This is a genomic window from Mucilaginibacter sp. (assembly GCF_965225845.1).
Classification (GTDB): domain Bacteria; phylum Bacteroidota; class Bacteroidia; order Sphingobacteriales; family Sphingobacteriaceae; genus Mucilaginibacter.
Window position 1 is genome coordinate 2,214,692 of the sequence record NZ_CBDDBL010000002.1, and the last position, 25,773, is coordinate 2,240,464.

Sequence of the window (25,773 nt, forward strand, 5' to 3'; positions counted from 1 at the left end):
TAACCCGGACGGAGTCCTACTTTTTATCATTTAATTTAAGAGCGCTGCGCTAACTCTTAAACCAGTATAGGAGACCCTGCGGAAACTAGAAAATCGCACTCTTTTGTAAATATCAATGATTATCGCTTATCTTGGTTCGAGAATTAATCGTACCCCGCAGGGTCCTCTGCGAGAGACCCTGCGGAGACTATAATCAGTAACATAAATAAGCAAAGTAAATAATTTTAATATTTCAAAGAACGTTCGTAGCTCTTTCACAAGAGCGGGTGACCGGTACATACAAATTTCGGCAAATGGTTTGGGATAAGTACTGACACCGTTTTGTCAGTACCGTGAAATTTCAGCTAAATCGCCGTAAATAAGCGCATTAATAAATAAGACTTTTAATTATATTTGGTCATATCTAAATTCAAATAGTCACAATGAAAAAGCTTTGTATTGTATTGATCCTGTTCCTGGGTTTTGGTTTATCAGCTCTTAAGGCGCAGGATGACCCCTATGTTTATCGCCCGGGCAGGGTTACTTTTAAAGATGGGTCCGTTGTAAGCGGCATGGTGCGCTTACACGATGATGCTCCGTGGTATAACCAGCGCTACATCTGGTTTATCGATTCGGCTTCATATGCCGCCAACCCCAATGTTAAGGGTAAAAAATACAGGGCCGACGATATGCAAATGTATGAGGTTGGAACCCGCATATTCGATAAAGTGCATTACGTGAACATCGAAAACCTACAATTGAAAAGCCTTGGCTCCAATGATCATATGATGGAGCGTTTAACTATGGGGAGCATCACTTCACATCGTTTTTATGACTACCCGGCCGATGCGTCTATAGATTATGGCACCGAGGAAAAATTAGCAGAAGATGAAGCACAGCGAAAACATGACCTGTTGGCAGGTTACAAGATTCTGTGTACAAAGAATGATGAAACCAAACCACATAATGCCTTTGATATGGACCTTGTAAAATATTTGGCAGAAGTGCCTGCGGTACAGGAAAAATATCAAACAGGTGGCTACGGAAACCAGCCCATGGTTGCACACAAAGGCCTGATGGCTAAAATGATTGCAAATGCAAAAAAAACAGCATTTAAGCAGGAAGAAGCTGACGCCATTATAGCAGCATTTAACGATTATAATGCACAGATTGCTTCGAAGTAAGTTGTAAATAGCAAATATTTTTAATTATTGATTAAACGATAAAAAACATTAACCATGAAATACCTGTTTGCCTTAACCTTTTGTCTGTTCGCGTTCGGTGCGTTTGCACAGCAAGCACAAAACCAGTATATTCTGATCATCAGGTCGAAAGTTCCGGTAAAAGCTTCGCAGGAGGCTATTACTACTAATATTCAGCATTGGACAGCCTGGATGACAGATCTTGGTAAAAATGGTAAAATTGCCGGCGGCTACAGGCCTGTTAACGACGGCGTAACCTTAAAGTCGGCAGATAAACCGGCTATCGAAAGTTCCTATGTTGCTAACGGCGAACTGGTAAGTTCATTTTTGATCATTAACGCAGCTGACATGGCCGAAGCCAAACTGATCGCCGCGAAATGCCCGGTATTTGAATTGGATGGTAATGTGGAAATAAGGCTGTTGCGGAACACAGCGAATTAATATACAATTGTCATTTCGGCCAGAGGGAGAGATCTTCTATAATTTGCAAAGCGAATATATACTTGGTAAAAAAAGATTGCTCCCTCTGATCGAAATGACAATTAAATAAATCCAAGTTCATTACCAGGGGCTAACCCCTGTCTCCGGGTTATTATCATCACTAAAGAAGCCGCCGGTTGGGCCTTCTTGACCGATGGTAGCGTACTTTACTATACGTGCAGCAGCATCCTCAACCGTACCGGGACCATTGTGATGGTTAAAATCAGTCGCGGTATAGCCGGGGTCTACGGCATTTACTTTAAAGGCAGTATCCTGCAACTCATAAGCCAATACAATGGTATAGGCGTTCAAGGCAGATTTTGACGGACCGTAAGCGGCGCTCTTAACTTTGTAATACTTCCAGTTCGGATCGCTATGTAGGGTAAGCGAACCTAAGCCGGAGGTTACGTTTACGATCCTTGGCTCTGATGATTTCTTCAGCGTTGAGATAAATGCCTGCGTTACGTTAATTACACCAAAAAAATTGGTATCGAACACTTCGCGGATGGTATCGGTTTTAGCTTCAAGCGCGGTCTGCGGGAAGCTGCCGCTGATACCTGCATTATTGATCAATACATCTAATGAGTCGATCTGCCTTGCGGCGGCTTCTATAGATGTAAGGTTAGTTACATCAATCTGGATGGCTTCTAAATTCGTTAAGCCTTCTTCCTTTAATTTAGCAACGGCTTCTTCGCCTTTGGCCTTATCGCGGGCGCCTAAGTAAATAAAATATCCTTGTTTTAATAATTGTCGGGCGGTTTCAAAACCAATGCTTTTATTGGCTCCTGTAATCAGTACTTTTTTCATGTGAGGTATATTGTTTTATTATAACACAAAAGTAGCCAGTATGTTAGCAATGAAAGTGTACTCCCGCAGGTATTACTGGTACATTTCACGGATGGTGGTACGGTATTCCACCGGGGTGTGCTTTACCAGCCGTTTAAAGAAACGGTTAAAGTACGATGCATCCTCGAAACCCAGCTGAAAAGCGATCTCCTTAATAGAATGCTCGGTATGAAAAAGTAATCTTTTGGCTTCAAGGATCAAACGCTCATGAATATGGGCGATGGCAGGCTTGCCGCTTTGCTCCTTCACCACCTCGCTTAAATGCCCGGCGGAGATATTGAGCATATCGGCATAGGCTGTAACCTCGTGTGTTTGAGTGTATGATTCTTCTATTTTTGATAGATAGCGCTTCAGCATCAGCCTTTCAGGCGATTGGGTTGCGCTGCTATACTGCTCGTTATACAGCCTGCTCAGGTAGATCATCAGCACTTGGATATAACCCATCATCATACCATGCTGCCAGTTATTCCTGATGAGGTATTCGGCATACATCTTCTGCAGGATGTCATCGATAAAAACCACATCATCAGGACTTAAGCTCAAATCATGCCCATTGTGTTTATTTTGTATGATAGGCAGTTGCTTTAATGAACTTGCACCCTCCAACGCCAAAAACTCCTGTGTAAAAGCAACCAGCATGCCGGTTAATGGTTCGGCCTCTTCCTTCAGCTGTACCTGGTTGGGTACGGTAAAGTAGAAGGTATCGGGTTTTAAGGTGTAAGGCATCATGTCTATCCAATGGCGGCTGCTCCCCTGCCTTACCAACACGAAAAAATAGTAATCCTTACGGTGTGGCCGCAAAAAATCCGACCGCATCATACTCATGCTGCAATCTGATTTCTCCATCCGCAGCATTTTATTGTTGGTGCGGATATCAGGCTCCAGCTGAAATTTGGGAATGACGGTTTCGGTATCGGAATAATACATGGTACAAATAACGGGAAAAAGATGCTAAAAAGTGTTTCGTTTGTATTTCTAACCGGCATAAAAACGGTCATTTTTATGGATCTTTCGGGTAATTTTCAAGCAAAAGAGGGCTATTGCAGGTCACTTTTGGACGAAATAATGGCAAAATCATGCTTTTTGAATCGATTTCAACACCTAAAAACCCACTTTTTGAGTCATTTTAGCCAAATAAAATGCCTAAAAAGTGTACTAAATGTTCCACTTGTTTAACCTGTATTTTTTGAAACAATATTAGTTGGCTGTGCCTTCGTTGGTCTCCGTTAATACCTGGTCTTTACCAGCTGCTACTATAGGCGTATAACCAAACAACTGGCGCTCCTTGATCATGGCGGCTACCTCAACCGGTACATATTGCTCCCAGCCTTCAACACCCTGTTTAATCAGTTGCAGTACGATATCAGTTTGAACATGCAGGTTGTTCTCGTTATAATGGTGAATATCCTCTATCTTATTATTAGCGATTAAGTATCGATATAAGTCAATCAAATGCGCAGGCGGATTGAACCTCAGGCAGTTCCAGATAATACCATCGCGTAAGGTTGGATAAATGAACAGCTTTACCTTACGGCTAAAAAGGGTGGCAAAGGACTCCAAAATCCCGCCGGGAAGGTCTTTATAATGCTCTTCAGAAAAAATATATTCTAAGTTAGGAAAGCCTAAAACTACGCCCAGTTTTAAGATAGTGATCTTAGACAGGTAGGAAACCAGTTTATAATACTCATGAAAGTTAGAAATCAACACCGTTTGCCCAAGCGAACAAAGGATATCTACCCGATCCAGAAAATCCTTTTCGTCTATTTCTGCTGTTTCATCGGCATTACGTTCTTTAAGGGACTGTAGCGTTAACTCGGTGATCACTACCACGTTATTGGCATCAACATCCGGTTCAGCCATAAACTGCTTTACCCCGGTATTCAGCATATCCAGATGCACATTGATGATTGGGCGGAAACGACCGCGGATCACCACAATATGTTTCTTATACAATACTTCAGATGGTTGCTGATTCTTACCATCCGGGCCAAATACCGCAGCATCAGAGAAACCATATTTTACCAGGTGCAGGCTCATTAGTCTGTTATCAACCTTTTTAAAGTTCGGCCCTTCAAAACGGATCATATCTATCTGCAAACGATCTTTTGACAGCTCGTCCATCAGCGATAATAAAAATAGCTGCGGGTTATCATGATAATAATAACAAGCGTAAATCAGGTTCACACCTAAAACACCTATAGCCTGCTGCTGCAAATTATTATCATTATCAAGCATTTTAACGTGCAGTACAACATCATTAAACTCCCCGTTTGGTTCTAACTGGAACCGAACGCCCATCCACCCATGACTATCATTTGTTTTATGATAGTTAAGAGCAGACATGGTATCCGAGAAAGCAAAAAAGGTAGTTGTATTTCCTCGCTGCTCAGCAAGGCGTTCAATCAACAGGCCATATTCGCGCTCCAGCATGGCAATTAAACGTGGTTCGCTTACATATCTGCGGGTTTTTTGTACCCCATAAATGGCGTCAGAAAAAGTCATGTCATAAGCCGACATGGTTTTAGCTATAGTCCCGGCAGCTGCTCCCGCTTTAAAAAAATTGGCTGCAACATCCTGTCCTGCACCTATTTCAGCAAATGAACCGTAAATTTGTGGGTCGAGATTGATAGCTAAAGCTTTTTGTTTTGTGCCGATATCCGTATTTTGAGTGGGAACCATACGTTTAATATTTAGTATTACGGGAGCAGTTTCCCTGGGTTAACAGGTTGCGCAAAAATACGCTTTTTTAATTAATCGTTATATAAAATTTAGCCTTAAGTGTATGCTTTACACCACCGGATTTGCCCATTTGTTAATAAATGGCTTGTTTACAAACACATCGCTGCATATCTAAAAAAACGCTATTTTTGCAGCTTTAATAATAATATGAGTATTGCATTATCCGAACAGGAAATTTTACGCCGCGAATCATTAAAACAACTTCGCGAATTAGGCATCAACCCTTACCCTGCCGAAGCTTTTGATGTTACCGCGTGGGCACAAGATATTACAGAAAACTTTGAAGCTAACCCCGATACCTACCAGCATGTAACCCTGGCGGGCCGCATCATGACGCGCCGTATTATGGGCAGCGCTTCGTTTGCTGAATTGCAGGATTCTACCGGCCGCATCCAGATCTATTTAAAACGCGACGATATTTGTCCGGACGAAGATAAGACCCTTTACAATACTGTATTTAAGAAACTATTAGACATAGGCGACTACATTGGCGTTAAAGGCTATGTATTCCTGACCCAAACCGGCGAAATTTCTGTTCATGTGCAGGAATTGTTCGTATTGTCTAAATCACTAAAACCACTCCCCGTTGTAAAACGTGACGAAGAAGGTAATATACATGACGGATTCACCGATCCTGAGCAACGTTACCGCCAACGCTATGTGGACCTGACCGTTAACCCGGATTTTAAACAGATCTTCATTAGCCGCTCCAAAGTGATCAGCAGCATGCGCGAGTACTTTAACAGCCAGGGCTGGATGGAAGTGGAAACTCCGATACTGCAACCTGTTCATGGTGGGGCGGCTGCAAGGCCATTCGCCACGCACCATAATACACTGGATATGCCGCTGTTTTTGCGCATAGCCAACGAGCTTTATTTAAAACGACTGATTGTTGCCGGGTTTGACGGTGTATATGAGTTTGGCAAAATGTTCCGTAACGAGGGCATGGACCGTACGCATAACCCTGAATTTACCTCGGTAGAAATATATGTAGCCTACAAAGACTATATATGGATGATGGAAATGGTGGAGAAATGCCTGGAGCATGTTGCCCTCGCGGTGCATGGCATCCCTGTAGTGCAATACGGCGCTAACGAGATCAATTTCGCAGGGCCGTATGAAAAGCTTTCCATGTATGATTCTATCCTGAAATATACAGGTACCGATGTATCTGCAATGGATGAGGACGGTTTGCGCAAAACTTGTGCTAATCTCGGTATCGAGACTAATGAGAGCATGGGTAAAGGCAAATTAGTCGATGAGATCTTCGGCGCCAAAGTGGAAGCTAACCTGATACAGCCAACTTACATTACCGACTACCCAATTGAAATGACGCCGCTTGCTAAAAAGCACCGCAGTAAGGAAGGTTTGGTAGAACGCTTTGAGTTATTTGTAAACGGTAAAGAAATAGCTAACGCATACTCCGAACTAAACGACCCTATCGATCAGCGCGAGCGTTTCGAAGACCAGTTATTGTTAGCGGGCCGTGGTGATGATGAGGCGATGGCTATGGATGACGACTTTTTGCGCGCATTAGAGTATGGCATGCCACCAACTTCAGGATTAGGTATCGGTATCGACCGTTTGGTGATGATGATGACCAACCAAAGCACTATCCAGGAAGTACTATTCTTCCCACAGATGCGCCCTGAAAAGAAATCAAAAATAGCAACGCTTGATGATTTTGTAAACATTGGTGTGCCGCCTGAATGGGTACCCGTACTGAATAAAATGGGCTTTAACACCGTTGAAGAACTGAAAGCCGCAAACCCCAATAAAGTATTTAACGACCTTGGCGGGATGCGCAAAAAATTAAAATTAAATATTGATATGCCTGTAAAAGAGGCAGTCATGGCGTGGTTTAAGGATAAAGATTAGTGATTTGAGGTAAGAGATTTGAGGTAAAAATCCTAATCTTTAAAGATCATTGAACATTTTGACTTTTGACTTTTGACTTTTAATTTTTTATCGCTACATTTGCGCTCTTGTTTTTTAAAACAACGATAGAATAAATAATCATGAAAAGAACTTTCCAGCCTTCTCAAAGAAAAAGAAGAAATAAACACGGTTTCCGTGAGCGTATGGCATCAGCTAACGGCAGAAGAATATTAGCAAACAGAAGAGCTAAAGGCAGAAAAAGATTAACAGTATCTGACGAAGGTAAGCACAAAGCTTAGGCTGGTAGTTTTCTCCTTTTTAGGGGATTGAGCCGTAATATGCTTAATTTTCGGTTCAGCATCAGCACATATGTATACTTTTAAGAAAGAAGAACGGTTATGTAATAAAAAGCTTATTGATCAGCTTTTTCATAGCGGTTCTTCTTTTTTATGTTACCCATTCAAGGCATCCTGGCTAGTAGTCGAAGATGCTGTCCAGTCAGTTCCTGCCCAGCTTTTAATCTCTGTTTCTAAACGGCGCTACAAACATGCGGTAGACCGTAACCTGGTAAAACGCCGCCTTCGCGAAGTCTACCGTTTAAATAAGCAGCAGCATCTGTACGATTTACTTATTGGCTCAAACAAAAAAATTATTATTTCTATTGGATATGTGGGAAAGCAGATCGAGTCATTTGAACTTTTTGATAAAAAGATGCTCAAGCTTTTTAAACAGTTAAGCGAGGAACTGGCTAAATGATGCTGATCTATAATCTTATCAAGTCTATCATTGGCGGCATATTTTTGGTGCTAATCAAAATCTATCAATATTTTATTTCTCCATTAACAGGCGCCTCCTGCCGCTACACCCCTACCTGTTCGCAATATGGTGTAGAAGCCATAAAGAAACATGGCGCATTTAAAGGCGGATGGTTAACTTTGAAACGCATTGCCAGCTGCCACCCCTGGGGAGGCCATGGGCATGATCCGGTACCGGATTAAATTCAAAAGTCAAAATTCAAAATAGCCAGTTTTGTCTTGCTACTTGATACTAAATACTCAATACTGAAAATGATTTTACAAATAGAAACTGCTACCACCGTTTGTTCCGTTGCTTTGGCAAAGGATGGCGAAGTATTGGCTTTTAAGCAGATAGATCAGCGCAATGTACACGCGGAGGTGATCACTTTATATATTAACGAAATATTGAATTCAACCGGCACTAAATATAGCGAGCTTGATGCAATAGCGGTAAGCTGTGGACCTGGTTCATATACCGGTTTACGCATAGGTATATCTACCGCCAAAGGTTTATGTTATGCTTTAGAGAAACCTTTAATTGCCATTGAAACGCTGGAATCCATGGCTTATGGTGCTATTACAGAAAGCAAGTTAGCAAAAGGAAACATATTGCTTTGCCCGATGATAGATGCGCGCCGTATGGAAGTTTATACGGCTATATTTAATTCGAAAGGCGGGCGAATAGCGGCAACATCGGCAGAGATCATTGACGAGAACAGCTTTACCGATATTTTGCAGGATAACAAGATATTGTTTTTTGGCGATGGTGCCAATAAGTGCGAAACAACCTTACTTCATCCAAATGCGTTATTTTTGCCGGGGTTTATCAATTCAGCTACACATCTTACACTTAAAGCAAAAGAAAAATTTGAATCAAAGGATTTTGAAGATGTGGCATACTTTGAGCCATACTATTTAAAGGATTTTATCGCAGGGAAAAGAAAGGCTGATTAATCTGATAAGGCTTTATCATCGTTTGGTTTAAACAATTTGTCCCACATCCTTCCTAAAAATCCTTTTTCGCCCATTGGTATGTGGCTTGCATTCATTGGATGTTCTATTACCGGGCCGAATTTTATGGAGAAACCAAAAGATATGTCGGTTCCTAAAAATTCACCGCTTTTCATCGCCTGGCTTTTATCTTTTAAACCTGTTTGCAACAAACCTATGCTTTGCGATAGTGCATCGCTACCAATAAAAAACTCGCCGTTTTGTGATTTGATCATAAATTGACCGCCAATTTTAAACAGGTTTTGATTACTATAGCTTGTAACCAGGCTTACAGAATAATTATTATATTGTATAGGGTTTACCATAGCCACTATGAATCCGTTATAAAAAAGCTCTTTTGATGCGATTAACGAAGGCGCATAACGCACATTTGTAAACTCATCACTAACCAGGAAAGATTTCGAGATACTCGCCTCAAATGTACCGTCTAAAGGTGTGTTATACGATTTTTTTATACCCTTGCCTTGCTGTGTAACGCCATCATTTGCAGCATCTAACACATAAGTTTCTCGGTCTGGCGAGGAAAGATTGTATATTCCTGTTTCGCTGTTAAAATCATATTCTTCAGCTTCCTTGTTCCAGTGGATAAAGCCCAGGTTTTTTAGATTAGTTTGTATAATAAATGCATCCGTAGTACGGTAAGTGGTTCCTATACTAACATCTAAACCCGGGTTACTAAACGGTAATTTACTAAAACCCGCCTTTCTGTCCGTTCCTTGTAATCGTAACGCAGCCGTATCTGCTGCTTTATTAAAAGTAATGCTCGATTGATCTATCTTAACGTTTTCAGTACTCATGCCCGATACTGAGGCAATCCTGAAACCAAATGCCAATTGTTTGGTTACCTGCTCACGATAAGTAATACCGAATTCATTATATAATTGATAATTATACCGCGAATTAAAAACATTATTGTATGAATTGAGCGGAAAATTTTCGGAACCATTTAACAACGCGATACTCTCATCGGTAAAGGCTCCCCGCCCATCTAATTTGGTATCTGTAAAAAAACCAAGTTCGGTATTACCATCAAAGCTGCCGAAAACTTTGAACATAATGGAATAAGCGTTAGCATTTACCGTGGCATAATTATATTTATTGCCTGCGCCAATTTGCAAAGCGGAGTTGGTGTAATAATTATTGATATACCTGTTTTTTAAAGTTTGCTGCGCATCACCGGTTACAGATACATTCACATTAAAGTTAGGCACCAAAAAGTTGAACGCGTAATAACGACTGGTATCCGGAGTAAAGGATTTTTGAGATGGGTTCTCGAACGAGTCGAACAACGTACCCGTGTTATATTGCCCGTACTCCTGGGCAAACAGTTTTGAAGCAAATAATAGCAGAGTAAGAACTAATAAAATTTTCTTCATAAACTAACAATAATCAATTGCACACTAAAATAAACCATTTTGACCACAACCCATGTACGTGCGATCACTTTTAATACTAATAAGCTGTTATCTTTATGTTAACAACAGTATTATCGAAATTGGTTGTTTACGGCTGCGGTGTCAACATTGTTCAGCCTCATGCAAAAGTTAGTGTAAAAATTATTTTCGGCAGATGACAATTGAAAGGATGCGCCGTAGAAGTTTTTCCATCCGGGGTTATTTCTTTGGTAAGAATCATACATATCCGGCAACATATCTTTTTTCAAAATAGATTGCGAATTTTTGAAGTTAATAAAGAAAGCCACATTGCTCCTTTCCGACAGCAGATCATAGAATTGGTTGTATTGATCAATCTTACTCAAAAACTTGCGGTTTAAGTAAGTATCTGAATAGCTGGTGAGCTCCTTTTGGCTGGTAGCCAGGATCAGGTAGTTATCCAGGATCATAAAGTAAGGCTTTTTCAGCACACCAAAAGCATCACCCAATAAAAAGAATGGCAGTTTATTGTATTTAAACTGGCCGATATGATCTGTAACCATATTGCTGATGTTCAGCATAAATGGCAGTAGCTTTGAGCCATCTTTAACGGAAATTATTGCATATTTCTCTTCATAACGGGTGGTTATTATAGCAAATTCATTACCAAGCAAGTTATTAAATTCGGTTCTCAGGTTGATTCCCGCTTCAGACTTTATCTTGTCAAAAAGCTGATCCTGTTCCTGCTTAATGCCTGCCTTTATATGATATTGATAAAGATCTGAACTAAACTTACTGGGATCAGATACAGAAAAATTGGTGCTGTAAGCCGTTGTAGACGGGAAAATATCCTTCAGGTGGTTAAAAACAGGCTGCTGCCCGGTAAACAGGTTTAAATAAGTGATGTTATTTTTTTCCAATGTTGATACACCGGTAAACATGAACGCGTCATCTTTATAGTTCAGGCTTAAAACAGCCTTTGCGGATAACATCTTAAAACTCCGGAATATATCCGTGTTGTTCGCAAATAACTTATCGAACAGCGGTGTTAGCTGCCCATAATTCAAATACAAATTCGCCAATGAGTTGTGGTTTTGCTGTTCGGATAATAGCACAAACCCATGCTTATCGCCCATAAATTTAAACTGTGCGCTTCGTTGTGCTAATTCCTGAGAAAAACTCGCAGAATAAACACCTTCGCCTTTATCAATCACATAAAAACGCTTTTTAATGGAGTTAAAATAAATACCATACCCTTTTACACCATTAATATGTAATGGAGTAATGATCAACCCGCTGTTTTTTTGTGAGGCGATCTGGTCTACCAAAGCAGCATCAAAACCTTTTGCGGCTGATAGTGTAAGCAACAGGTCAACACCTTTATCTTTCAGCGGATGCAGGGACACAAACAAACTTTGCCCGCTTAAATACTTAGCGATCAATGGGTTGTTAATTAGCTGGCTTCTTACCGTATCCAGATCGGTGACATTATCTACACCAACGGCAGACTGCAGCAGTGTATTACCATTAAAAATATCGTAAAAGCTTTTCTCATTCGTAAACTGGAATATCAGCGCGGCATCATCAGGTATGGCTGCCATAACGCGACTGGTATTTGATCCCGGTAGATTCAGATTTTTGAAATACACCACCGTAATAGCTGCCGTGGCTATCAATAAAAATATGGTGGCAATAATCTGTCTCTTCATAATAGTTTACTGCTGCAATTTATGATTTTTACCAACGGTCAATAAACAAATACTTTCCTTTGGTTAACTTAGCGTTTTATCCCTATAATGAATAAACGAATAGTTGTTACCGCTTCGATATTTGGTTTGCTGGCCGTAGTAGCAGGAGCATTTGGCGCCCATGGTTTAAAACCTTACCTGGATGCCGACAAACTCGAGGTTTGGCACACTGCAGTACAATACCAGTTTTACCATGTTTTCGCGCTGTTGTTCCTTTCAACAATTGCACGTACCAAAAATAACTTAATTACCACCACTTATTACCTGTTTACTGTAGGTATCGTGTTTTTTTCGGGATCGTTGTATCTTTTGGCTTGCCGCGACCTGTTAGGCTATAGCTGGCTTATTTATTTCGGCCCGGTTACCCCATTAGGTGGTTTGCTATTTATCATTGGGTGGATAACCCTTGCTATGGCTGCATTTAAAACAAAGGCTGCCTGATGTTAGAGTTTACCGATGCCGCATATACCGACCGCCAAACGCTTTTTGTTGAAGTGATACTACCCTTAGCTATAGCTAAAAACTATACCTACCGCGTACCGTTTGAACTGAATGACAGCGTAGCTATAGGCAAGCGGGCCGTGGTGCAATTTGGTAAAAGCAAATTGTACACCGCCATCATCGCCGGGATCGGCACAAAGCCTCCTGAAAAATATGAAGCCAAATATTTGGTGGAATTATTGGACGACAAGCCCGTTGTAACCCACGAGCAACTCCACTTTTGGCACTGGATAGCTGATTATTACATGTGCAACCTGGGCGAGGTAATGAACGCCGCCCTCCCATCTGCCTTAAAATTAGCCAGCGAAACCAAGATCGTTTTAAATAAAGATTTTGAGATTGATAAATCAGCCCTGCATGATAAGGAATATTTAATTATTGAAGCGCTGGAAATCCAACCTGAACTAACCGTTAGCGATATTGTAAAACTACTCGGGCAAAAAACGGTAATGCCGATTTTGAAGGGTTTGTTTGAGAAGAACATCATCCATATTTCTGAAGAAGTTAGCGAGCGTTACAAACCTCGGCGGCGGACCTTCATCACACTCAACCCTATTTATAATAACCCCGACCAGCGCCAGGAACTATTTGCTATCCTTGAAAAGAGAGCGCCTAAACAGGCAGATGCGGTATTGGCCTATTTGAAACTATCGCGTACGCAAAAAAGCATTTCTAAAAGCGAATTAATTGAAGAAAGCGGAGCGGGTGATGCCAGCATTAAAAGTTTGATTGAAAAAGAAATCTTCATCCCGGAATATAAAAATATTAGTCGCTTATATTACGAAGAGGAAGAAGTTATAAACGGATTCCAGCTTAGCGAGCAACAGCAAGGTGCTTTGCAAAGCATAAGCGACCAGTTTGCTGAGAAAGATGTGGTTTTACTCCATGGTGTAACCTCATCAGGCAAAACACAGGTTTATATCCGGTTGATCGAAGAAATGATCAACTCTGGCAGGCAGGTACTTTACTTATTGCCTGAAATTGCACTTACTACACATATTATTGAGCGTTTACGCATGTATTTTGGCGCGGATATCGGCGTATACCACTCCCGTTTTAATGATGCCGAACGTGTGGAAGTTTGGCAAAAGGTATTGAACCATGAATACAAAGTGGTGCTTGGCGCGCGTTCATCCGTATTCCTGCCTTTTAATGATCTGGGGCTGATTATCGTTGATGAAGAACACGAAACCTCCTACAAACAATATGACCCTGCTCCACGCTACAACGCGCGCGATGCGTCGATTTTTTTAGCCAACATGCATGCCGGTAAGGTTTTGCTTGGATCGGCTACACCATCTTTTGAAAGTTATTACAATGCCCGCACCCATAAATATGGTTTTGCTGAATTGATGGAACGTTTTGGTGGTGTGGAAATGCCGCAGGTCGAGATAGTCAGCATCGCCGAAGAAACAAAAAAGAAAACGATACAATCACATTTTACAAGTGTATTGATTGCCGATATACAACAGGCTTTGGCTAATAAGGAACAGGTGATCCTCTTCCAAAATCGCCGTGGTTATGCGCCTGTTTTAATGTGCAAGGTTTGTGCCTATGCCCCAAAATGCATTAATTGCGATGTAAGCCTTACCTATCATAAAAGCAGTGGTAAATTGCATTGCCATTATTGCGGTTATCGCGAGGATTCGCCATCAATTTGCCCGGCATGCGGATCAACACATTTGGAATATAAGGGTTTCGGTACCGAAAAGATCGAGGATGAATTAAGCATGATCCTTCCGGAAGCGCGTATCGCGAGGATGGATTTGGATACTACCCGTTCTAAAAATTCGCTGCAAGTGATACTCAACGATCTCGAAGAAAAAAAGATCGATATATTAGTCGGTACCCAAATGGTGGCTAAAGGTTTAGACTTTGCAGATGTAACCGTCATTGGTATCATCAATGCGGATAGCCTGCTTAAATTTCCGGACTACCGTGCTAACGAACGCAGTTTTCAAATGCTGGCACAGGTAAGCGGACGCGCAGGCAGGCGGGGTAAGCAGGGTAAGGTTGTGATCCAAACCTATGATCCCGGCCACCGGGTTATAAAACAGGTTATTGAAAATGATTACGCAGATTTGTATTTCACGGAGATGAGCGAGCGTAAGAATTTTAGTTATCCGCCTTTTTCCCGTTTGATCAATTTAGATATTAAGCACAAAGAGCCTGAAGTGTTGTACAATCAGGCCCAATATTTAGGAAACGAACTCCGCAAGCATTTCGGCGAGCGGGTTATCGGTCCGCAGCCGCCATTGGTTAGCCGCATACGAAATTATTATATTCAATCTATCTTACTTAAGTTTGAGAAAGATAACGTTTCCATTAATAAAGCAAAAGCCATTATCAGGGAAACGATCACACAATTTCAAACAACCAAACTGAGTAAAGGCAGCATTGTACAACCTGATGTAGATCCTTATTGACTATTTAAATCATTCGACATGAACCACTTTTATAAAGCTACTATTAACTGGACGGGCAATTTGGGTAAAGGTACAAGTCAGTACAAAGCATATAGCCGTAATCACGAAATAAGCAGTGAGGATAAACCAACCATTTATGCTTCGTCTGATCCAAGCTTCCGTGGTGAAGGCACAAGGTATAATCCCGAGGAATTGTTTGTGGCATCCCTTTCATCATGCCATATGTTGTGGTATTTGCATTTATGTTCTGAAGCTGGTGTTGTAGTTATTGATTATATAGATAACGCGACAGGCACCATGACCGAAACTGAAGATGGCAGCGGACACTTTACAGAAGTTACCCTGCACCCTGTTGTTATTGTAACGGAAGCGAGTATGGTTGATAAGGCTAACGAGCTGCATTACGAGGCACATAAGTTTTGCTTTGTGGCAAATTCATGTAACTTCCCGGTGCATCACAATCCAACCTGCCAGGTGATTTAAAACGTGGATAAATATCCCGTCTGTATATCAGCTACATGAAATTATACAGTGGGGCATTACGCTTAGCATCATTAATAATCTTTAAAAACGTGGTATATTAGCCTTACAATGGCACACAAATACATCGATAATTACCGAGAGCAAGGGGCAAGAAAAAAGCTGGTTGAGGTTTTAAGGAAGAAAGGTATCGAGGATGAAAATGTGTTAGCCGCCATCGGCTCCATGCAACGCCATTACTTTTTTGATGAGACATTCTGGAACCAGGCTTATAAAGATATTGCCTTTCCAATAGGTGCGGGACAAACCATATCACAGCCTTATACTGTTGCTTATCAAACTGAATTATTACACATCCGCAAAGGCGACAAAGTATTGGAAATTGGTACCGGCTGCGGCTATCAAACCTGCATCTTAATGAAGCTTGGCGCTAAAGTTTATACCATCGAAAGACAGGAAACTTTATACGAACGTACCAAACAGGTATTACCTTATATTGGCTATAAGCCTCATTTCTTTTTAGGCGATGGATCAAGAGGAATAGCTGAACACGCAACTTACAATAAAATCATCGTTACCGCCGGCGCACCAACTGTACCCGAAGAATTATTAAAGCAATTAGCCATTGGTGGTATTTTAGTTATCCCTGTAGGTGATGCAGAACAGCAAAAAATGGTTACAATACTAAAGACCGGTGAACATGACTATGAGAAGCACGTGCTGGATACTTTCAGGTTTGTGCCTTTAAAGGGTGAGAATGCATGGTAATTCATTTTTTATAAACTTTTTCATTCTGATTTCTATGAAATTGAAAATCCGAAGTCCCAAATCGAATTACCTTTTCATCGCCCTATCTATCTCCACTTTAATATCACGCTCTTTCATGGTTTCGCGTTTATCAAAAGTCTTTTTACCCTGGGCTAAGCCTATTTCCAGCTTGGCAAAACCGCGTTCGCTGATGAATAGCGCTAATGGCACTATGGTCAATCCTTTTTCTTCACCACGGGTTAGCAGTTTTTTTAACTCCTTTTTATTCAATAACAAAACGCGGTCGCGTTTGGCTTCATGGTTGTAGAATGAACCGAACGAGTACTCCGAAATATGCAAATTGCGCACATAAAGCTGACCGTTAATAAACGTACAAAAAGCATCATTTATATTGGCCTTACCCTCGCGTATTGATTTTATTTCTGTACCTAATAGTTTTATACCGGCAATATATTTATCCAGTATGGTATACTCAAAATAGGCTTTTTTATTCTTTATATAGATCTTATCGTCACTCATTACACTGCAAATATAGCCGTTTTATTTAGTTTGAGGTTTTACTATCAGTACGGGCACCTTAACCATGTGCCGTACTTTGTTAACAGTAGTACCAAAAAGCAGATCCTTAATGGCCTTATGCCCATGTGAACCCATCACAATAAAATCGACACCCTCCCTTCTAACTATCTCTGCTATGGATGTAGCCGGTGAGCCATATCCAATTTGGGCATTCGCTTCGTAATGCAGTTTACGCATGGCATCTACATAACGCTGTAAATTATCCACATCACTTTGGGTTTCCTGGTCTAACACCTCATTACCGTTATACCGGGCACCGGCAGTTTCAACCACATGTATTAACGTATAAACCGCATGTTTACCACCCTGCATAATTGCATGCCTGATGGATTCTGTGTCGTTCTTTGAAAAATCAATACTCACCGCAATGTGGTGATATTTGATAGCGTCTAATTCATCAATTACAGTTGCCAAGCCATGAGGCACATAAGTTGGCTGATCCTTGTGCTTAAACAATAACGGACGCAAAAATACATACAGCATCAACAAGGCTATGGCCAACACAAAAGGCTCAACCAAAAAGTGCATCCAAATAGCCGATGAATGTGACGCATGGATCCATTCACCCAACTGCTGGATAACCAATTGCGCATTCAAACCAATAATCAATACCGCGCAGCCCCAGGCCATAATTTTTGTTTTCAGGTCGATGGCAAACTTGCCCATCTTCTTTTTGTCGGACACAAAGTGGATCAGCGGCACTACCGCAAACCCCAATTGCAAACTCAGCACAACCTGGCTTAATATGATCAGGTTTCCTAATCCTGTTTCACCCGAATAAAGTATGGTAAAAACTGCAGGCACAATAGCCATTAATCGCGTAAGCAAACGGCGTAGCCAGGGTTCAATGCGCAGGTTGATGTGCCCCTCCATAATGATCTGCCCGGCAAGAGTACCTGTTATGGTGGAGCTTTGTCCGGAGGCGATCAGCGCTATGGCAAACAGTATAGGTGCTATTGAGCCAAAAATATGTTCCAGCAATTTGTAAGCATCCTGAATTTCAGCAACCTTAAAAAAACCATTCGTAAAAAATGCACTGGCTGCTAATATTAAAATAGCCGCGTTAACTATAAAAGCCACGTTAAGCGCGATTACCGTATCGAAAATATTGAACTTGATAGCTGACTTTATACCGGCATCTGTCCGGTTTATTTTTCGGGTTTGCACCAGTGACGAGTGTAAATACAAATTATGCGGCATTACCGTTGCGCCAATGATTCCTATTGCTAAGTATAAAGCGTTTCCACTTAACATATTAGGTATAAATCCTTTGGCAATAGCTACAACATCCGGTTTAACAATAAACATTTCTACCAAAAAGGCCACGCCGATGATAAATATCATCGATACGATAAAACCTTCTAGTTTGCGCATCCCCTTATTCATCAAAAAGAGCATCAAGACGGTATCGGTTATCGTAAGCGAAACTCCCCAGATCAATGGCAAATGAAAAAGGAGGTTTAAGCCTATCGCCATACCGATGATCTCTGCCAGGTCACAAGCGATAATTGCTACCTGGGCCAAAATATACAGGCAAAAATTAATGAAACGATTATAGGTGTGTTTTGATGCCTGGGCCAGATCCAAACCACGTACGATGCCTAATCTCGCGCTCATCGATTGTAGTAAGAGCGCTATTAAGTTTGATACGAACAGGATCCATATCAAGCGGTAGCCAAAGGCGCTGCCACCGGCTATATCAGTTGCCCAGTTTCCGGGATCCATATACCCAACGCTGATCAGGTAAGCCGGGCCAATAAATGCCATAAATTTGCGCCATCCGGTTTTATTTTCGGTTGACACGGAGCTATGGACATTGGCTAAGGATTCGTTGCTGTTATCGCTCATATTACAATTAATAAATTATTAGCTACTTCGCGGCTGATGTGTACTTTGTTATTATCTATTTGTAATACGATAGAATGATCATAGTCAATTATTTCTGTCACTGTTATTTTTCTCCCAATTGTAAGTTGTTGTTTTTCCAGGTACTGCAAAAACGAAGGGGAATGATCCCGTACACCTGAAATTATCCCGTTTTCATCAACACCAATCGTAGCTATTGGTTTAAGCTCATGCGATTTAAAATTACCGTTACTGTCAGGTATCGGGTCGCCATGCGGATCATATTTAGGGAAATTCATAAACTCATCTAATCGGTCAACTAATTCTTTGGATGATATATGTTCCATTTCCTCCGCCATTTCATGCACCTCATCCCATTTAAAATTCAGCTTCTTCACCAAAAAGTGTTCCCAAAGCCGGTGCTTACGAACAATTTGCAGCGCTATCTTTTCCCCCGTGGCAGATAAGCTAACACCCTGGTATCGGGTATAGTTTATCAATTGTTTATCAGCCAGTTTTTTAAGCATATCGGTAACCGAGGCCGCTTTGGTGTTTAGCAGTGCGGCTATCTGATTTGTGCTCACATTTTCAGTATTGAGCGATAGGTGGTAGATAGACTTTAAATAATTTTCTTCGGCTAAAGTATTCATTTTAAACAAATCTAATAATAAATTTAGACAAGTCTAAATTTGTATATTAAAGAAATTTATTTTTGCGAAAGCCTTTTTTCAAAAAATTTTATTTTGTGAGATTAGGAAAATATATCTTTGTACCCATTATGGCAGCTGAACTCGATAAAATAGATTTGCAAATCCTTAAGATTTTGCAGGAGAATGGACGTATTACAAATCTTCAACTTTCCAATGAAATAGGGCTATCACCCGCTCCCACTTTGGAACGCGTGCGCAAACTGGAAAATGCCGAATATATCAAAAGTTACCACGCTTTGGTTGATGAGGAAAAGCTTGGTTTAGGAATCAAAACCTTTATACAGATCTCGCTGGATTTTCACCAGAAAAATACGATACAAACCTTTGTTGATGAGATACAGAACATACCCGAGGTAACCGAGTGTCACCACGTAACCGGACAATGTGATTTTTTACTTAAAGTATATGTTCGCGATATTAAATCGTACGAACAATTGATCATGGAAAAGATAAGCCGCATCAGCGTGGTAAAAACCTTCCAAACCATGATGATCATGTCAACCAGCAAAAAGGAACCGATAGTTCCGTTGGAATACTAAATTGATGTGCAGATTATAAATGTGCAGATATGCAGATGAAATAATTTGCACATCTGCATATGCGCACATTTAATTTATTTGCCAATCAATCTCTTTCTTCCCTTCTTTTTTCAGAATCTCGTTAGTTTTTGAAAACGGCTTTGAGCCGAAGAAACCACGATCGGCAGAGAACGGCGATGGGTGGGCGGATTTGATAATAAAATGTTTTTTCTGATCGATCAATTCAGCCTTGGCCTGCGCGAATGCTCCCCAAAGTATAAATACGACACCTTGCTTTTGGTCGGATATGGTTTTGATCACCATATCGGTAAAAGTTTCCCAGCCTTGTTTTTGGTGTGAGCCTGGTGTTGCTGCGCGTACCGTTAAGCTTGCATTCAATAATAACACACCTTGCTCGGCCCATTCAGATAGATTACCATGCGATGGGGTTTTGAAGCCGGGAATATCGGTTGCTAACTCTTTATAAATATTGGATAGTGACCTCGGGACAGGAATACCTTTCTGAACAGAAAAAGAGAGTCCGTGCGCCTGGTTCGGGCCGTGGTATGGATCTTGTCCTAAGATCACCACCTCTACCTTATCAAAAGGGGTTTTATTAAAAGCAGCAAAAATATCTGCGTTTCTTGGGTAAACAACCTGGCCCGATTCCTTTTCATTTTTAAGGAAATCCCGTAGCTTAACCATGTAACCCTTGTCAAATTCAGCCCCTAAAACTTTAAGCCATGATGGCTCCAAATCTACTGCCATAAATATTTATTCTATTGTTGATTTAACGTGCAAATAAACGGATATTTGCACTCAATTTATTGAATTACAAATTATGTCAAATATTTTTAGGTTAATAATATCCTGTGTGTTTTTTGGCGGAGCCGTAGCGCTTTGTGCAACAGGCTCATGGTGGTGGGGTATATTGGTATTACTTTTAGGCGGCATCGTTTTGCTTAGCTTTTTCTTTAATGAAAACATGATTATATCGCAATGGTTTTTACGTAAAGAACAAAGCGACAAAGCTGAGCAATGGCTATTAAAAATTAAGGATTACGAAAAGGAATTAAACAAAAGCCAATGGGGTTATTATAACTTGCTGATCGGTTTGGTTGAATCGCGCAAAGCGCCTTTAAAATCTGAGAAATATTTCAAAAAATCATTGCAGTTAGGCATGAAAATGTCCCATAACGTAGCATTGGCTAAAATAAGCCTTGCCGGTATAGCCATGGCTAAACGCAACAAGCGCGAAGCACAAATGTACTTGTCAGAGGCAACGAAAGATGATAAAAACAAATTGCTAAGCGAGCAAATAAAAATGATGAAGGCCCAAATGGCCCAAATGGATAAGCAACAAGTGGTAAGAGGCGGGTTTAGGCAATTCTAAATAGCAAAACAATCCAAAAAACATATCGAGGCGCAAATAGTATTTGCGTCTCTTTTTTTTGATATATACCGGAGCGCATATTAATAAGCGACCGGTAGATTATTTTTCTTCCAGTGAACTGAAATAGTCTGGCTCTGATGAAAAATTTTGATTTGCAGCTAAATGACGCTCATGAATTATAAAATTCTCTTCAGCAGGATTAGCAACCTCAACCATTTTGAGCAGGCTCCTGATAAACGACAGGTTAAAATTGCTCCTGTTAAGTTTTATCAAATATTCGTTTTCTGTTATTTCTAAGATTGAATTAGTCATATCTTTATTTTTTTAGGATATCAGTTCGTAAAAGTAAGCAACCTTATTTCTACGAAAGTTTTATTCCTTTTAACATTTCATTACCAAATTGTTATCAAATTTAATTTAAGAGTACATTCACTGCCACTTATGAAATTCACAACCCTGCTGATCCTTGTTTTTTCTCCTCTATTCTGCTTTTCCCAGGATAGCCTTTCAACTCATTACAAAATTTTCAATACCAAAACTCAAAAGGCAGCATCTGTCAATGATATTGTTGCCGATATGAAGCATGCTGATGTTCTTTTTTTCGGCGAAGAGCATAATGATTCCATAGGGCATCAGTTGGAATATATCTTATTAAAGAAGCTTTCATTGCAATATTCAGGCAAGACTGCCTTATCCATGGAAATGTTTGAAACCGATTGCCAAACCGTATTGAATGAATATTTAAACAGATTGATCCGAGATAAGAATTTTGAAACTGATGCCCGCGTTTGGCCTAATTATGACGACTATCGCCCACTGATTGAATTTGCAAAGGACAATAAACTACCTGTTATTGCGGCAAATGCACCCGCCAGATATACCAACATGGTTAACCGGTTAGGGCTAAATAGCTTGCAGCAATTGGACGCAACAGGCAAATCATACCTTCCACCCTTGCCTGTTGATACCGCTACCGGTGCTTATCTAAAAAAATTCGACGATATTATGGGCGGTCACAGTGCTATGCCGGGCATGCAGATGTACCAGGCACAAAACTTATGGGATGCAACCATGGGCTGGTCAATAGCCAAATTCATTAAAAATCATCCGGACTATAAAGTGCTGCAAATAAATGGTGGCTTTCACAGCGAAGAGAAGTTGGGCGTACCGGCACAACTACTTCATTATTATCCAAAAGCGAAGATTATGAACATCGCTGTTTACTCTGATGACAATTTTATAAATCCGGATTGGAGCAAACTCAGCAAAATGGGCGATTATATTATTTTGACAGACCCTAAGTTGCCGAGAACCTTTTAGGAAAGAATCAAGTACCAAGAGTCAAGAATAAGATAAAACCTTAATATCATCTTGATTATTGGCTCCTGATTCTTGACTCTTAAAAAACTATTTTTTAGCTAACAGATCGCGTATTTCAGTTAATAAGGTTTCTTCCTTAGTTGGCGCTGGGTCAGGTGCTGGTGCTGCGGCTTCTTCTTTTCTTAAAGAATTTACACCTTTAACAATTAAAAATATACAGAAAGCAACGATAACAAAATCGATAATATTATTAATAAATAAACCGTAGTTAATGGCTGTTTCAGGAGTTTTGCCTACAGCAGGTTTTAGCACATATTTCAGGTCTTTAAAATCAATGCCGCTCAATAACATTCCTAATGGCGGCATTATAATGTCATTTACCAATGAGGTGACAATTTTACCAAAGGCAGCGCCAATGATAACACCCACAGCAAGATCAACAACGTTTCCCCTGCTGGCAAAATCTTTAAACTCTTTTACTATCGACATACTAAAAAATTAATTTTCACTAATTTATTAAATAAAAACTTGCTTATGCAAACAAATAACAGGTTTTTACCTTTTAAAACATTAACTGATTACCATAATTAATGTTTAAAGTTATAGGTAATTTGATGTATTTTTGCGCTATTCATATATATGTTAAAACAGAATCTTCAACAAAAACTTTTACAAAAACTCTCTCCTCAGCAAATACAATTTATAAAGTTGTTGCAGGTGCCCACTGTTTCGTTAGATACCCGTATTAAAGAAGAGTTAGAGGAAAACCCCGCCCTTGAAGATCTTAGCTTAACTAATCTTAACGAACCCGAAGAACAATACCCTGACCGTGACCCTGACGAAGACACTTACAATGGTGATGAAGAAAAAGGGGAAATGGATGAATTTAACATTGATGATTATTTACAGGAAGATACGGTAAACGACTATGGCTCGCGTTACGATCAGAATGGCGACGATGAGGATGAACGTAAAGAAATACCTATTGCCGTTCAAAGCTCTTTTTTTGAAAGTTTACAGGCGCAATTAGACCTGCTTCCTTTATCAGATAAAGATTTCCAAATTGGTAAACAGATCATCGGCAGTTTAGATGATGATGGTTATTTGCGCAGGCCGATCATGTCATTAACTGACGATCTTGCCTTCTCGCAAAATGTAATAGCCGAGGATGAAGAGGTTGAAGAGATGCTGGCGGTTATTCAAAGCTTCGACCCCCCGGGCGTAGGCGCACGTAGCTTGCAGGAATGCCTGTTGATCCAGTTGCGTAAAAAAGACCCCAATGATCCTATCATAAAAAAAGCAATTAATGTTGTTGAACATTATTTAGATGAATTTACCCGCAAGCATTACGACAAGCTGGAAAAATCGTTAAATATGACTTCAATGGAATTGCGTGGTGTAGTGAACGAGATATTAAAGCTAAACCCAAAGCCAGGCGATAGTAACGAGGTAAACACCAAGCAAATGCAGGTAATACCCGACTTTCACATCGTTAACAGCGATGGTGTACTAATACTCACCCTTAATTCAAAAAATGCGCCTGAACTCAGGGTAAGCCGTTCTTACCAGGAGATGTTTCAGCATTATGATAAGGCATCTCAAAAAGATAAAAAACTAAAGGAAGCGGTACAATTTGTAAAGCAAAAACTTGATTCGGCAAAATGGTTTATTGATGCGATTAAGCAGCGGCAGCAAACATTGTTGAAGACTATGAATGCTATTATGCAATATCAATATGATTTCTTTTTAACCGGTAATGATAAAAATCTGAAACCGATGATATTAAAGGATATTGCCGATAAGATCGGGATGGATATATCTACCGTATCGCGTGTTGCCAACTCAAAATATGTACAAACCGAGCATGGTACTTTCCTGTTAAAATCTTTCTTCTCTGAAGCGATTCAAACTGAAAGCGGCGAAGAAGTATCAAACAAAGAGGTTAAAAAAATACTGGAAGAGCATATTGGTAAAGAAGATAAACGCCATCCTTTGGCTGATGAAAAACTGACTGACATACTAAAAGAAAGCGGATACAACATTGCCCGCCGTACTGTAGCCAAATATCGTGAGCAAATGAACATCCCGGTTGCAAGGTTGAGAAAAGAATTGTAGTTAAAGATTAGAGATTAGTTAGTTAAGATTAATCCAATCTCCAATTAATCAAAACTCCCGTTGCGGGCAAGTTACCTTATAACGGTTGTTCAATAAAATACTTAATACGATTTCGTGAGTACCATTGCTAACTGTATTTAGGGCAGAGGTTGTAATGTCATAAGAATAGCCCACGTTGATCAGCGAGTTAACGTTGAATCCGGCTAATACGCCGTATGAGTCACCATGCCGGTATGAACCGCCGATCCAGAAAATATCGCGGAAAGATATTTTTGCATTTACATCATAAGTAATCGGCACCGGGTTGATCACTTTTACCATTACCGATGGCATCAATGTCAAATCATCCGACATGTAGATCTTATAACCTGCTGTAAAAAAATATTGAGGCACAGTTTTACTTTGGTCTGCTGCATCCTTAGCATCAAAATAAAGCTTTTCAGGCAAAACCTGTTGTACTGATGCACCCAGGTAATAATTTGATGCATAGGCCCAAACGCCTACACTTAAATCAGGGCTCCATATACCACCGTTAGCGCCATCAACAGCCGGGTCATCAGGGGTTGTAGTTGTTAAAAGTGAGGTATTTAAACTTGTACGGGCAACACCTGCAGCAACACCCAAAGATAGGTTAAGTTCACTTGTCAAACCGATATGATAAGCGTAAGTAGCATCAATATTAGTGGCTGTTACTGGCCCGGCTTTATCCGATACAACCATAAAACCAATGCCATGGTGATTTGGGGCTGCCTCATAATTTTGCAGATAAGAACGGCTTGCGGGGTCGGCAGTACCTGCGGCCGGCATTTCGCTGGCATCGCCATTTAAAAAATCATCACCCAATGGGGCGCTTACTGTTAAGTAACTGGTTGTAGGCGCGCCCTGCAAGCCGGTCCACTGGCTGCGATACCCCAACTTAACATCGGTGTAGTTCTCAATACCACTAAGCGCCGGGTTCAATAAAAAATTATTAAAAACATATTGCGTGTACTGTGGCTTTTGCTGCGCCTGCAAAACTGCTGCAATTGAGATCAATAAAAATAAAACGAGTAAAAGTCTCTTCAT

General features: G+C 40.5%; 27 protein-coding genes. 15 read left to right on the forward strand and 12 right to left on the reverse strand.

Features of this window, described 5'->3' with window-relative positions; all coding sequences use genetic code 11:
• Window positions 1–422 precede the first annotated feature (422 nt).
• Both ACYZ0U_RS14090 and ACYZ0U_RS14095 read left to right on the forward strand, forming a co-directional pair.
• Window positions 423–1,163, forward strand: a complete 741-nt coding sequence (locus ACYZ0U_RS14090) for a hypothetical protein (RefSeq protein ID WP_461453175.1) — start codon at window positions 423–425, stop codon at window positions 1,161–1,163.
• A 54-nt stretch (window positions 1,164–1,217) separates the two neighbouring features.
• Window positions 1,218–1,622 (forward strand): YciI family protein, encoded by a 405-nt coding sequence (locus ACYZ0U_RS14095; RefSeq protein ID WP_461453176.1) that lies wholly within the window; start codon window positions 1,218–1,220, stop codon window positions 1,620–1,622.
• 120 nt (window positions 1,623–1,742) lie between these two features.
• Here the strand turns inward: ACYZ0U_RS14095 and ACYZ0U_RS14100 are convergent, their stop codons facing one another.
• The 3 genes from ACYZ0U_RS14100 to ACYZ0U_RS14110 form a co-directional block, all read right to left on the reverse strand.
• A complete protein-coding gene (locus ACYZ0U_RS14100; protein WP_461453177.1) occupies window positions 1,743–2,468 on the reverse strand; it encodes an SDR family oxidoreductase in 726 nt (241 codons plus the stop codon).
• A 72-nt stretch (window positions 2,469–2,540) separates the two neighbouring features.
• The gene (locus ACYZ0U_RS14105; protein WP_461453178.1) at window positions 2,541–3,434 is read right to left on the reverse strand and encodes an AraC family transcriptional regulator; all 894 of its coding nucleotides are present in this window, start codon (window positions 3,432–3,434) and stop codon (window positions 2,541–2,543) included.
• Window positions 3,435–3,704: 270 nt separating this feature from the next.
• Window positions 3,705–5,186 carry a TonB-dependent receptor gene (locus tag ACYZ0U_RS14110; protein WP_461453179.1) on the reverse strand — a complete coding sequence of 494 codons (1,482 nt, stop codon included), beginning with the start codon at window positions 5,184–5,186 and terminating at the stop codon, window positions 3,705–3,707.
• A gap of 207 nt (window positions 5,187–5,393) precedes the next feature.
• Here ACYZ0U_RS14110 and lysS point away from each other — a divergent pair, with 207 nt between their 5' ends.
• The 5 genes from lysS (at window position 5,394) to tsaB (ending at window position 8,875) form a co-directional block, all read left to right on the forward strand.
• Window positions 5,394–7,124 (forward strand): lysine--tRNA ligase, encoded by a 1,731-nt coding sequence (gene lysS / locus ACYZ0U_RS14115; RefSeq protein WP_461453180.1) that lies wholly within the window; start codon window positions 5,394–5,396, stop codon window positions 7,122–7,124.
• 140 nt (window positions 7,125–7,264) lie between these two features.
• Entirely contained in the window at window positions 7,265–7,423 is a 159-nt protein-coding gene (rpmH, locus tag ACYZ0U_RS14120) for a 50S ribosomal protein L34 (RefSeq protein WP_461453181.1), read from the forward strand.
• A 70-nt stretch (window positions 7,424–7,493) separates the two neighbouring features.
• Window positions 7,494–7,880 carry a ribonuclease P protein component gene (rnpA, locus tag ACYZ0U_RS14125; protein ID WP_461453182.1) on the forward strand — a complete coding sequence of 129 codons (387 nt, stop codon included), beginning with the start codon at window positions 7,494–7,496 and terminating at the stop codon, window positions 7,878–7,880.
• Window positions 7,877–8,122, forward strand: a complete 246-nt coding sequence (gene yidD / locus ACYZ0U_RS14130; RefSeq protein WP_461453183.1) for a membrane protein insertion efficiency factor YidD — start codon at window positions 7,877–7,879, stop codon at window positions 8,120–8,122. Before rnpA ends, yidD begins: the two co-directional genes overlap by 4 nt.
• 69 nt (window positions 8,123–8,191) lie before the next feature.
• Window positions 8,192–8,875, forward strand: a complete 684-nt coding sequence (gene tsaB, locus ACYZ0U_RS14135) for a tRNA (adenosine(37)-N6)-threonylcarbamoyltransferase complex dimerization subunit type 1 TsaB (protein ID WP_461453184.1) — start codon at window positions 8,192–8,194, stop codon at window positions 8,873–8,875.
• Here the strand turns inward: tsaB and ACYZ0U_RS14140 are convergent.
• Both ACYZ0U_RS14140 and ACYZ0U_RS14145 read right to left on the reverse strand, forming a co-directional pair.
• Window positions 8,872–10,308 (reverse strand): DUF5723 family protein, encoded by a 1,437-nt coding sequence (locus tag ACYZ0U_RS14140; protein ID WP_461453185.1) that lies wholly within the window; start codon window positions 10,306–10,308, stop codon window positions 8,872–8,874. The genes tsaB and ACYZ0U_RS14140 overlap by 4 nt on opposite strands.
• 110 nt (window positions 10,309–10,418) lie before the next feature.
• Window positions 10,419–12,014 (reverse strand): hypothetical protein, encoded by a 1,596-nt coding sequence (locus ACYZ0U_RS14145; RefSeq protein WP_461453186.1) that lies wholly within the window; start codon window positions 12,012–12,014, stop codon window positions 10,419–10,421.
• 87 nt (window positions 12,015–12,101) lie between these two features.
• Here ACYZ0U_RS14145 and ACYZ0U_RS14150 point away from each other — a divergent pair, with 87 nt between their 5' ends.
• The 4 genes from ACYZ0U_RS14150 to ACYZ0U_RS14165 all read left to right on the forward strand — a co-directional run bounded on the left by ACYZ0U_RS14150 (window position 12,102) and on the right by ACYZ0U_RS14165 (window position 16,228).
• On the forward strand, window positions 12,102–12,494 hold the full coding sequence (locus ACYZ0U_RS14150) for a DUF423 domain-containing protein (RefSeq protein WP_461453187.1): 393 nt from the start codon (window positions 12,102–12,104) through the stop codon (window positions 12,492–12,494).
• The gene (gene priA, locus ACYZ0U_RS14155; protein ID WP_461453188.1) at window positions 12,494–14,980 is read left to right on the forward strand and encodes a replication restart helicase PriA; all 2,487 of its coding nucleotides are present in this window, start codon (window positions 12,494–12,496) and stop codon (window positions 14,978–14,980) included. The genes ACYZ0U_RS14150 and priA overlap by 1 nt, the downstream gene beginning before the upstream one ends.
• An 18-nt stretch (window positions 14,981–14,998) precedes the next feature.
• Window positions 14,999–15,463, forward strand: coding sequence for an OsmC family protein (locus ACYZ0U_RS14160; RefSeq protein ID WP_461453189.1), 465 nt, complete (start codon window positions 14,999–15,001; stop codon window positions 15,461–15,463).
• 108 nt (window positions 15,464–15,571) lie between these two features.
• The gene (locus tag ACYZ0U_RS14165; RefSeq protein WP_461453190.1) at window positions 15,572–16,228 is read left to right on the forward strand and encodes a protein-L-isoaspartate(D-aspartate) O-methyltransferase; all 657 of its coding nucleotides are present in this window, start codon (window positions 15,572–15,574) and stop codon (window positions 16,226–16,228) included.
• Between the two features lie 66 nt (window positions 16,229–16,294).
• On the opposite strand, the gene smpB is transcribed toward ACYZ0U_RS14165, so the two are convergent.
• The 3 genes from smpB to ACYZ0U_RS14180 are packed head-to-tail and all read right to left on the reverse strand — an operon-like array spanning window position 16,295 to window position 19,302.
• Complete coding sequence (gene smpB / locus ACYZ0U_RS14170) at window positions 16,295–16,747, reverse strand: SsrA-binding protein SmpB (protein WP_461453191.1); 453 nt, start codon at window positions 16,745–16,747, stop codon at window positions 16,295–16,297.
• 21 nt (window positions 16,748–16,768) lie between these two features.
• The gene (locus ACYZ0U_RS14175) at window positions 16,769–18,655 is read right to left on the reverse strand and encodes an Nramp family divalent metal transporter (RefSeq protein ID WP_461453192.1); all 1,887 of its coding nucleotides are present in this window, start codon (window positions 18,653–18,655) and stop codon (window positions 16,769–16,771) included.
• Window positions 18,652–19,302: a metal-dependent transcriptional regulator gene (locus ACYZ0U_RS14180; RefSeq protein WP_461453193.1), complete on the reverse strand. Its 651-nt coding sequence runs from the start codon at window positions 19,300–19,302 to the stop codon at window positions 18,652–18,654. The genes ACYZ0U_RS14175 and ACYZ0U_RS14180 overlap by 4 nt, the downstream gene beginning before the upstream one ends.
• A gap of 128 nt (window positions 19,303–19,430) precedes the next feature.
• Here ACYZ0U_RS14180 and ACYZ0U_RS14185 point away from each other — a divergent pair, with 128 nt between their 5' ends.
• Window positions 19,431–19,901 (forward strand): Lrp/AsnC family transcriptional regulator, encoded by a 471-nt coding sequence (locus tag ACYZ0U_RS14185; protein WP_158992989.1) that lies wholly within the window; start codon window positions 19,431–19,433, stop codon window positions 19,899–19,901.
• A 69-nt stretch (window positions 19,902–19,970) separates the two neighbouring features.
• Here the strand turns inward: ACYZ0U_RS14185 and ung are convergent, their stop codons facing one another.
• Window positions 19,971–20,648 carry a uracil-DNA glycosylase gene (gene ung / locus ACYZ0U_RS14190; RefSeq protein WP_461453194.1) on the reverse strand — a complete coding sequence of 226 codons (678 nt, stop codon included), beginning with the start codon at window positions 20,646–20,648 and terminating at the stop codon, window positions 19,971–19,973.
• 73 nt (window positions 20,649–20,721) lie between these two features.
• Between ung and ACYZ0U_RS14195 the strand changes: the two genes are divergently transcribed.
• On the forward strand, window positions 20,722–21,273 hold the full coding sequence (locus ACYZ0U_RS14195) for a DUF2892 domain-containing protein (RefSeq protein WP_461453195.1): 552 nt from the start codon (window positions 20,722–20,724) through the stop codon (window positions 21,271–21,273).
• 99 nt (window positions 21,274–21,372) lie between these two features.
• Here the strand turns inward: ACYZ0U_RS14195 and ACYZ0U_RS14200 are convergent, their stop codons facing one another.
• Window positions 21,373–21,585, reverse strand: a complete 213-nt coding sequence (locus ACYZ0U_RS14200; RefSeq protein WP_461453196.1) for a hypothetical protein — start codon at window positions 21,583–21,585, stop codon at window positions 21,373–21,375.
• Window positions 21,586–21,714: 129 nt separating this feature from the next.
• Here ACYZ0U_RS14200 and ACYZ0U_RS14205 point away from each other — a divergent pair, with 129 nt between their 5' ends.
• Window positions 21,715–22,593, forward strand: a complete 879-nt coding sequence (locus ACYZ0U_RS14205) for a ChaN family lipoprotein (RefSeq protein ID WP_461453197.1) — start codon at window positions 21,715–21,717, stop codon at window positions 22,591–22,593.
• Between the two features lie 87 nt (window positions 22,594–22,680).
• On the opposite strand, the gene mscL is transcribed toward ACYZ0U_RS14205, so the two are convergent.
• Entirely contained in the window at window positions 22,681–23,082 is a 402-nt protein-coding gene (gene mscL / locus ACYZ0U_RS14210) for a large-conductance mechanosensitive channel protein MscL (RefSeq protein ID WP_461453198.1), read from the reverse strand.
• 150 nt (window positions 23,083–23,232) lie between these two features.
• Here mscL and rpoN point away from each other — a divergent pair, with 150 nt between their 5' ends.
• Window positions 23,233–24,708, forward strand: coding sequence for an RNA polymerase factor sigma-54 (gene rpoN, locus ACYZ0U_RS14215; protein WP_461453199.1), 1,476 nt, complete (start codon window positions 23,233–23,235; stop codon window positions 24,706–24,708).
• A 48-nt stretch (window positions 24,709–24,756) separates the two neighbouring features.
• On the opposite strand, the gene ACYZ0U_RS14220 is transcribed toward rpoN, so the two are convergent.
• A complete protein-coding gene (locus ACYZ0U_RS14220; protein WP_461453200.1) occupies window positions 24,757–25,773 on the reverse strand; it encodes a PorP/SprF family type IX secretion system membrane protein in 1,017 nt (338 codons plus the stop codon).

What these genes read in the sequence shown, in the direction of transcription:
- ACYZ0U_RS14090 (WP_461453175.1), top strand. Translation starts at nt 423, where the DNA reads ATGAAAAAGCTTTGTATTGTATTGATCCTGTTCCTGGGTTTTGGTTTA.
- ACYZ0U_RS14095 (WP_461453176.1), top strand. Translation starts at nt 1,218, where the DNA reads ATGAAATACCTGTTTGCCTTAACCTTTTGTCTGTTCGCGTTCGGTGCG.
- ACYZ0U_RS14100 (WP_461453177.1), bottom strand. Translation starts at nt 2,468, where the DNA reads ATGAAAAAAGTACTGATTACAGGAGCCAATAAAAGCATTGGTTTTGAA.
- ACYZ0U_RS14105 (WP_461453178.1), bottom strand. Translation starts at nt 3,434, where the DNA reads ATGTATTATTCCGATACCGAAACCGTCATTCCCAAATTTCAGCTGGAG.
- ACYZ0U_RS14110 (WP_461453179.1), bottom strand. Translation starts at nt 5,186, where the DNA reads ATGGTTCCCACTCAAAATACGGATATCGGCACAAAACAAAAAGCTTTA.
- lysS (WP_461453180.1), top strand. Translation starts at nt 5,394, where the DNA reads ATGAGTATTGCATTATCCGAACAGGAAATTTTACGCCGCGAATCATTA.
- rpmH (WP_461453181.1), top strand. Translation starts at nt 7,265, where the DNA reads ATGAAAAGAACTTTCCAGCCTTCTCAAAGAAAAAGAAGAAATAAACAC.
- rnpA (WP_461453182.1), top strand. Translation starts at nt 7,494, where the DNA reads ATGTATACTTTTAAGAAAGAAGAACGGTTATGTAATAAAAAGCTTATT.
- yidD (WP_461453183.1), top strand. Translation starts at nt 7,877, where the DNA reads ATGATGCTGATCTATAATCTTATCAAGTCTATCATTGGCGGCATATTT.
- tsaB (WP_461453184.1), top strand. Translation starts at nt 8,192, where the DNA reads ATGATTTTACAAATAGAAACTGCTACCACCGTTTGTTCCGTTGCTTTG.
- ACYZ0U_RS14140 (WP_461453185.1), bottom strand. Translation starts at nt 10,308, where the DNA reads ATGAAGAAAATTTTATTAGTTCTTACTCTGCTATTATTTGCTTCAAAA.
- ACYZ0U_RS14145 (WP_461453186.1), bottom strand. Translation starts at nt 12,014, where the DNA reads ATGAAGAGACAGATTATTGCCACCATATTTTTATTGATAGCCACGGCA.
- ACYZ0U_RS14150 (WP_461453187.1), top strand. Translation starts at nt 12,102, where the DNA reads ATGAATAAACGAATAGTTGTTACCGCTTCGATATTTGGTTTGCTGGCC.
- priA (WP_461453188.1), top strand. Translation starts at nt 12,494, where the DNA reads ATGTTAGAGTTTACCGATGCCGCATATACCGACCGCCAAACGCTTTTT.
- ACYZ0U_RS14160 (WP_461453189.1), top strand. Translation starts at nt 14,999, where the DNA reads ATGAACCACTTTTATAAAGCTACTATTAACTGGACGGGCAATTTGGGT.
- ACYZ0U_RS14165 (WP_461453190.1), top strand. Translation starts at nt 15,572, where the DNA reads ATGGCACACAAATACATCGATAATTACCGAGAGCAAGGGGCAAGAAAA.
- smpB (WP_461453191.1), bottom strand. Translation starts at nt 16,747, where the DNA reads ATGAGTGACGATAAGATCTATATAAAGAATAAAAAAGCCTATTTTGAG.
- ACYZ0U_RS14175 (WP_461453192.1), bottom strand. Translation starts at nt 18,655, where the DNA reads ATGAGCGATAACAGCAACGAATCCTTAGCCAATGTCCATAGCTCCGTG.
- ACYZ0U_RS14180 (WP_461453193.1), bottom strand. Translation starts at nt 19,302, where the DNA reads ATGAATACTTTAGCCGAAGAAAATTATTTAAAGTCTATCTACCACCTA.
- ACYZ0U_RS14185 (WP_158992989.1), top strand. Translation starts at nt 19,431, where the DNA reads ATGGCAGCTGAACTCGATAAAATAGATTTGCAAATCCTTAAGATTTTG.
- ung (WP_461453194.1), bottom strand. Translation starts at nt 20,648, where the DNA reads ATGGCAGTAGATTTGGAGCCATCATGGCTTAAAGTTTTAGGGGCTGAA.
- ACYZ0U_RS14195 (WP_461453195.1), top strand. Translation starts at nt 20,722, where the DNA reads ATGTCAAATATTTTTAGGTTAATAATATCCTGTGTGTTTTTTGGCGGA.
- ACYZ0U_RS14200 (WP_461453196.1), bottom strand. Translation starts at nt 21,585, where the DNA reads ATGACTAATTCAATCTTAGAAATAACAGAAAACGAATATTTGATAAAA.
- ACYZ0U_RS14205 (WP_461453197.1), top strand. Translation starts at nt 21,715, where the DNA reads ATGAAATTCACAACCCTGCTGATCCTTGTTTTTTCTCCTCTATTCTGC.
- mscL (WP_461453198.1), bottom strand. Translation starts at nt 23,082, where the DNA reads ATGTCGATAGTAAAAGAGTTTAAAGATTTTGCCAGCAGGGGAAACGTT.
- rpoN (WP_461453199.1), top strand. Translation starts at nt 23,233, where the DNA reads ATGTTAAAACAGAATCTTCAACAAAAACTTTTACAAAAACTCTCTCCT.
- ACYZ0U_RS14220 (WP_461453200.1), bottom strand. Translation starts at nt 25,773, where the DNA reads ATGAAGAGACTTTTACTCGTTTTATTTTTATTGATCTCAATTGCAGCA.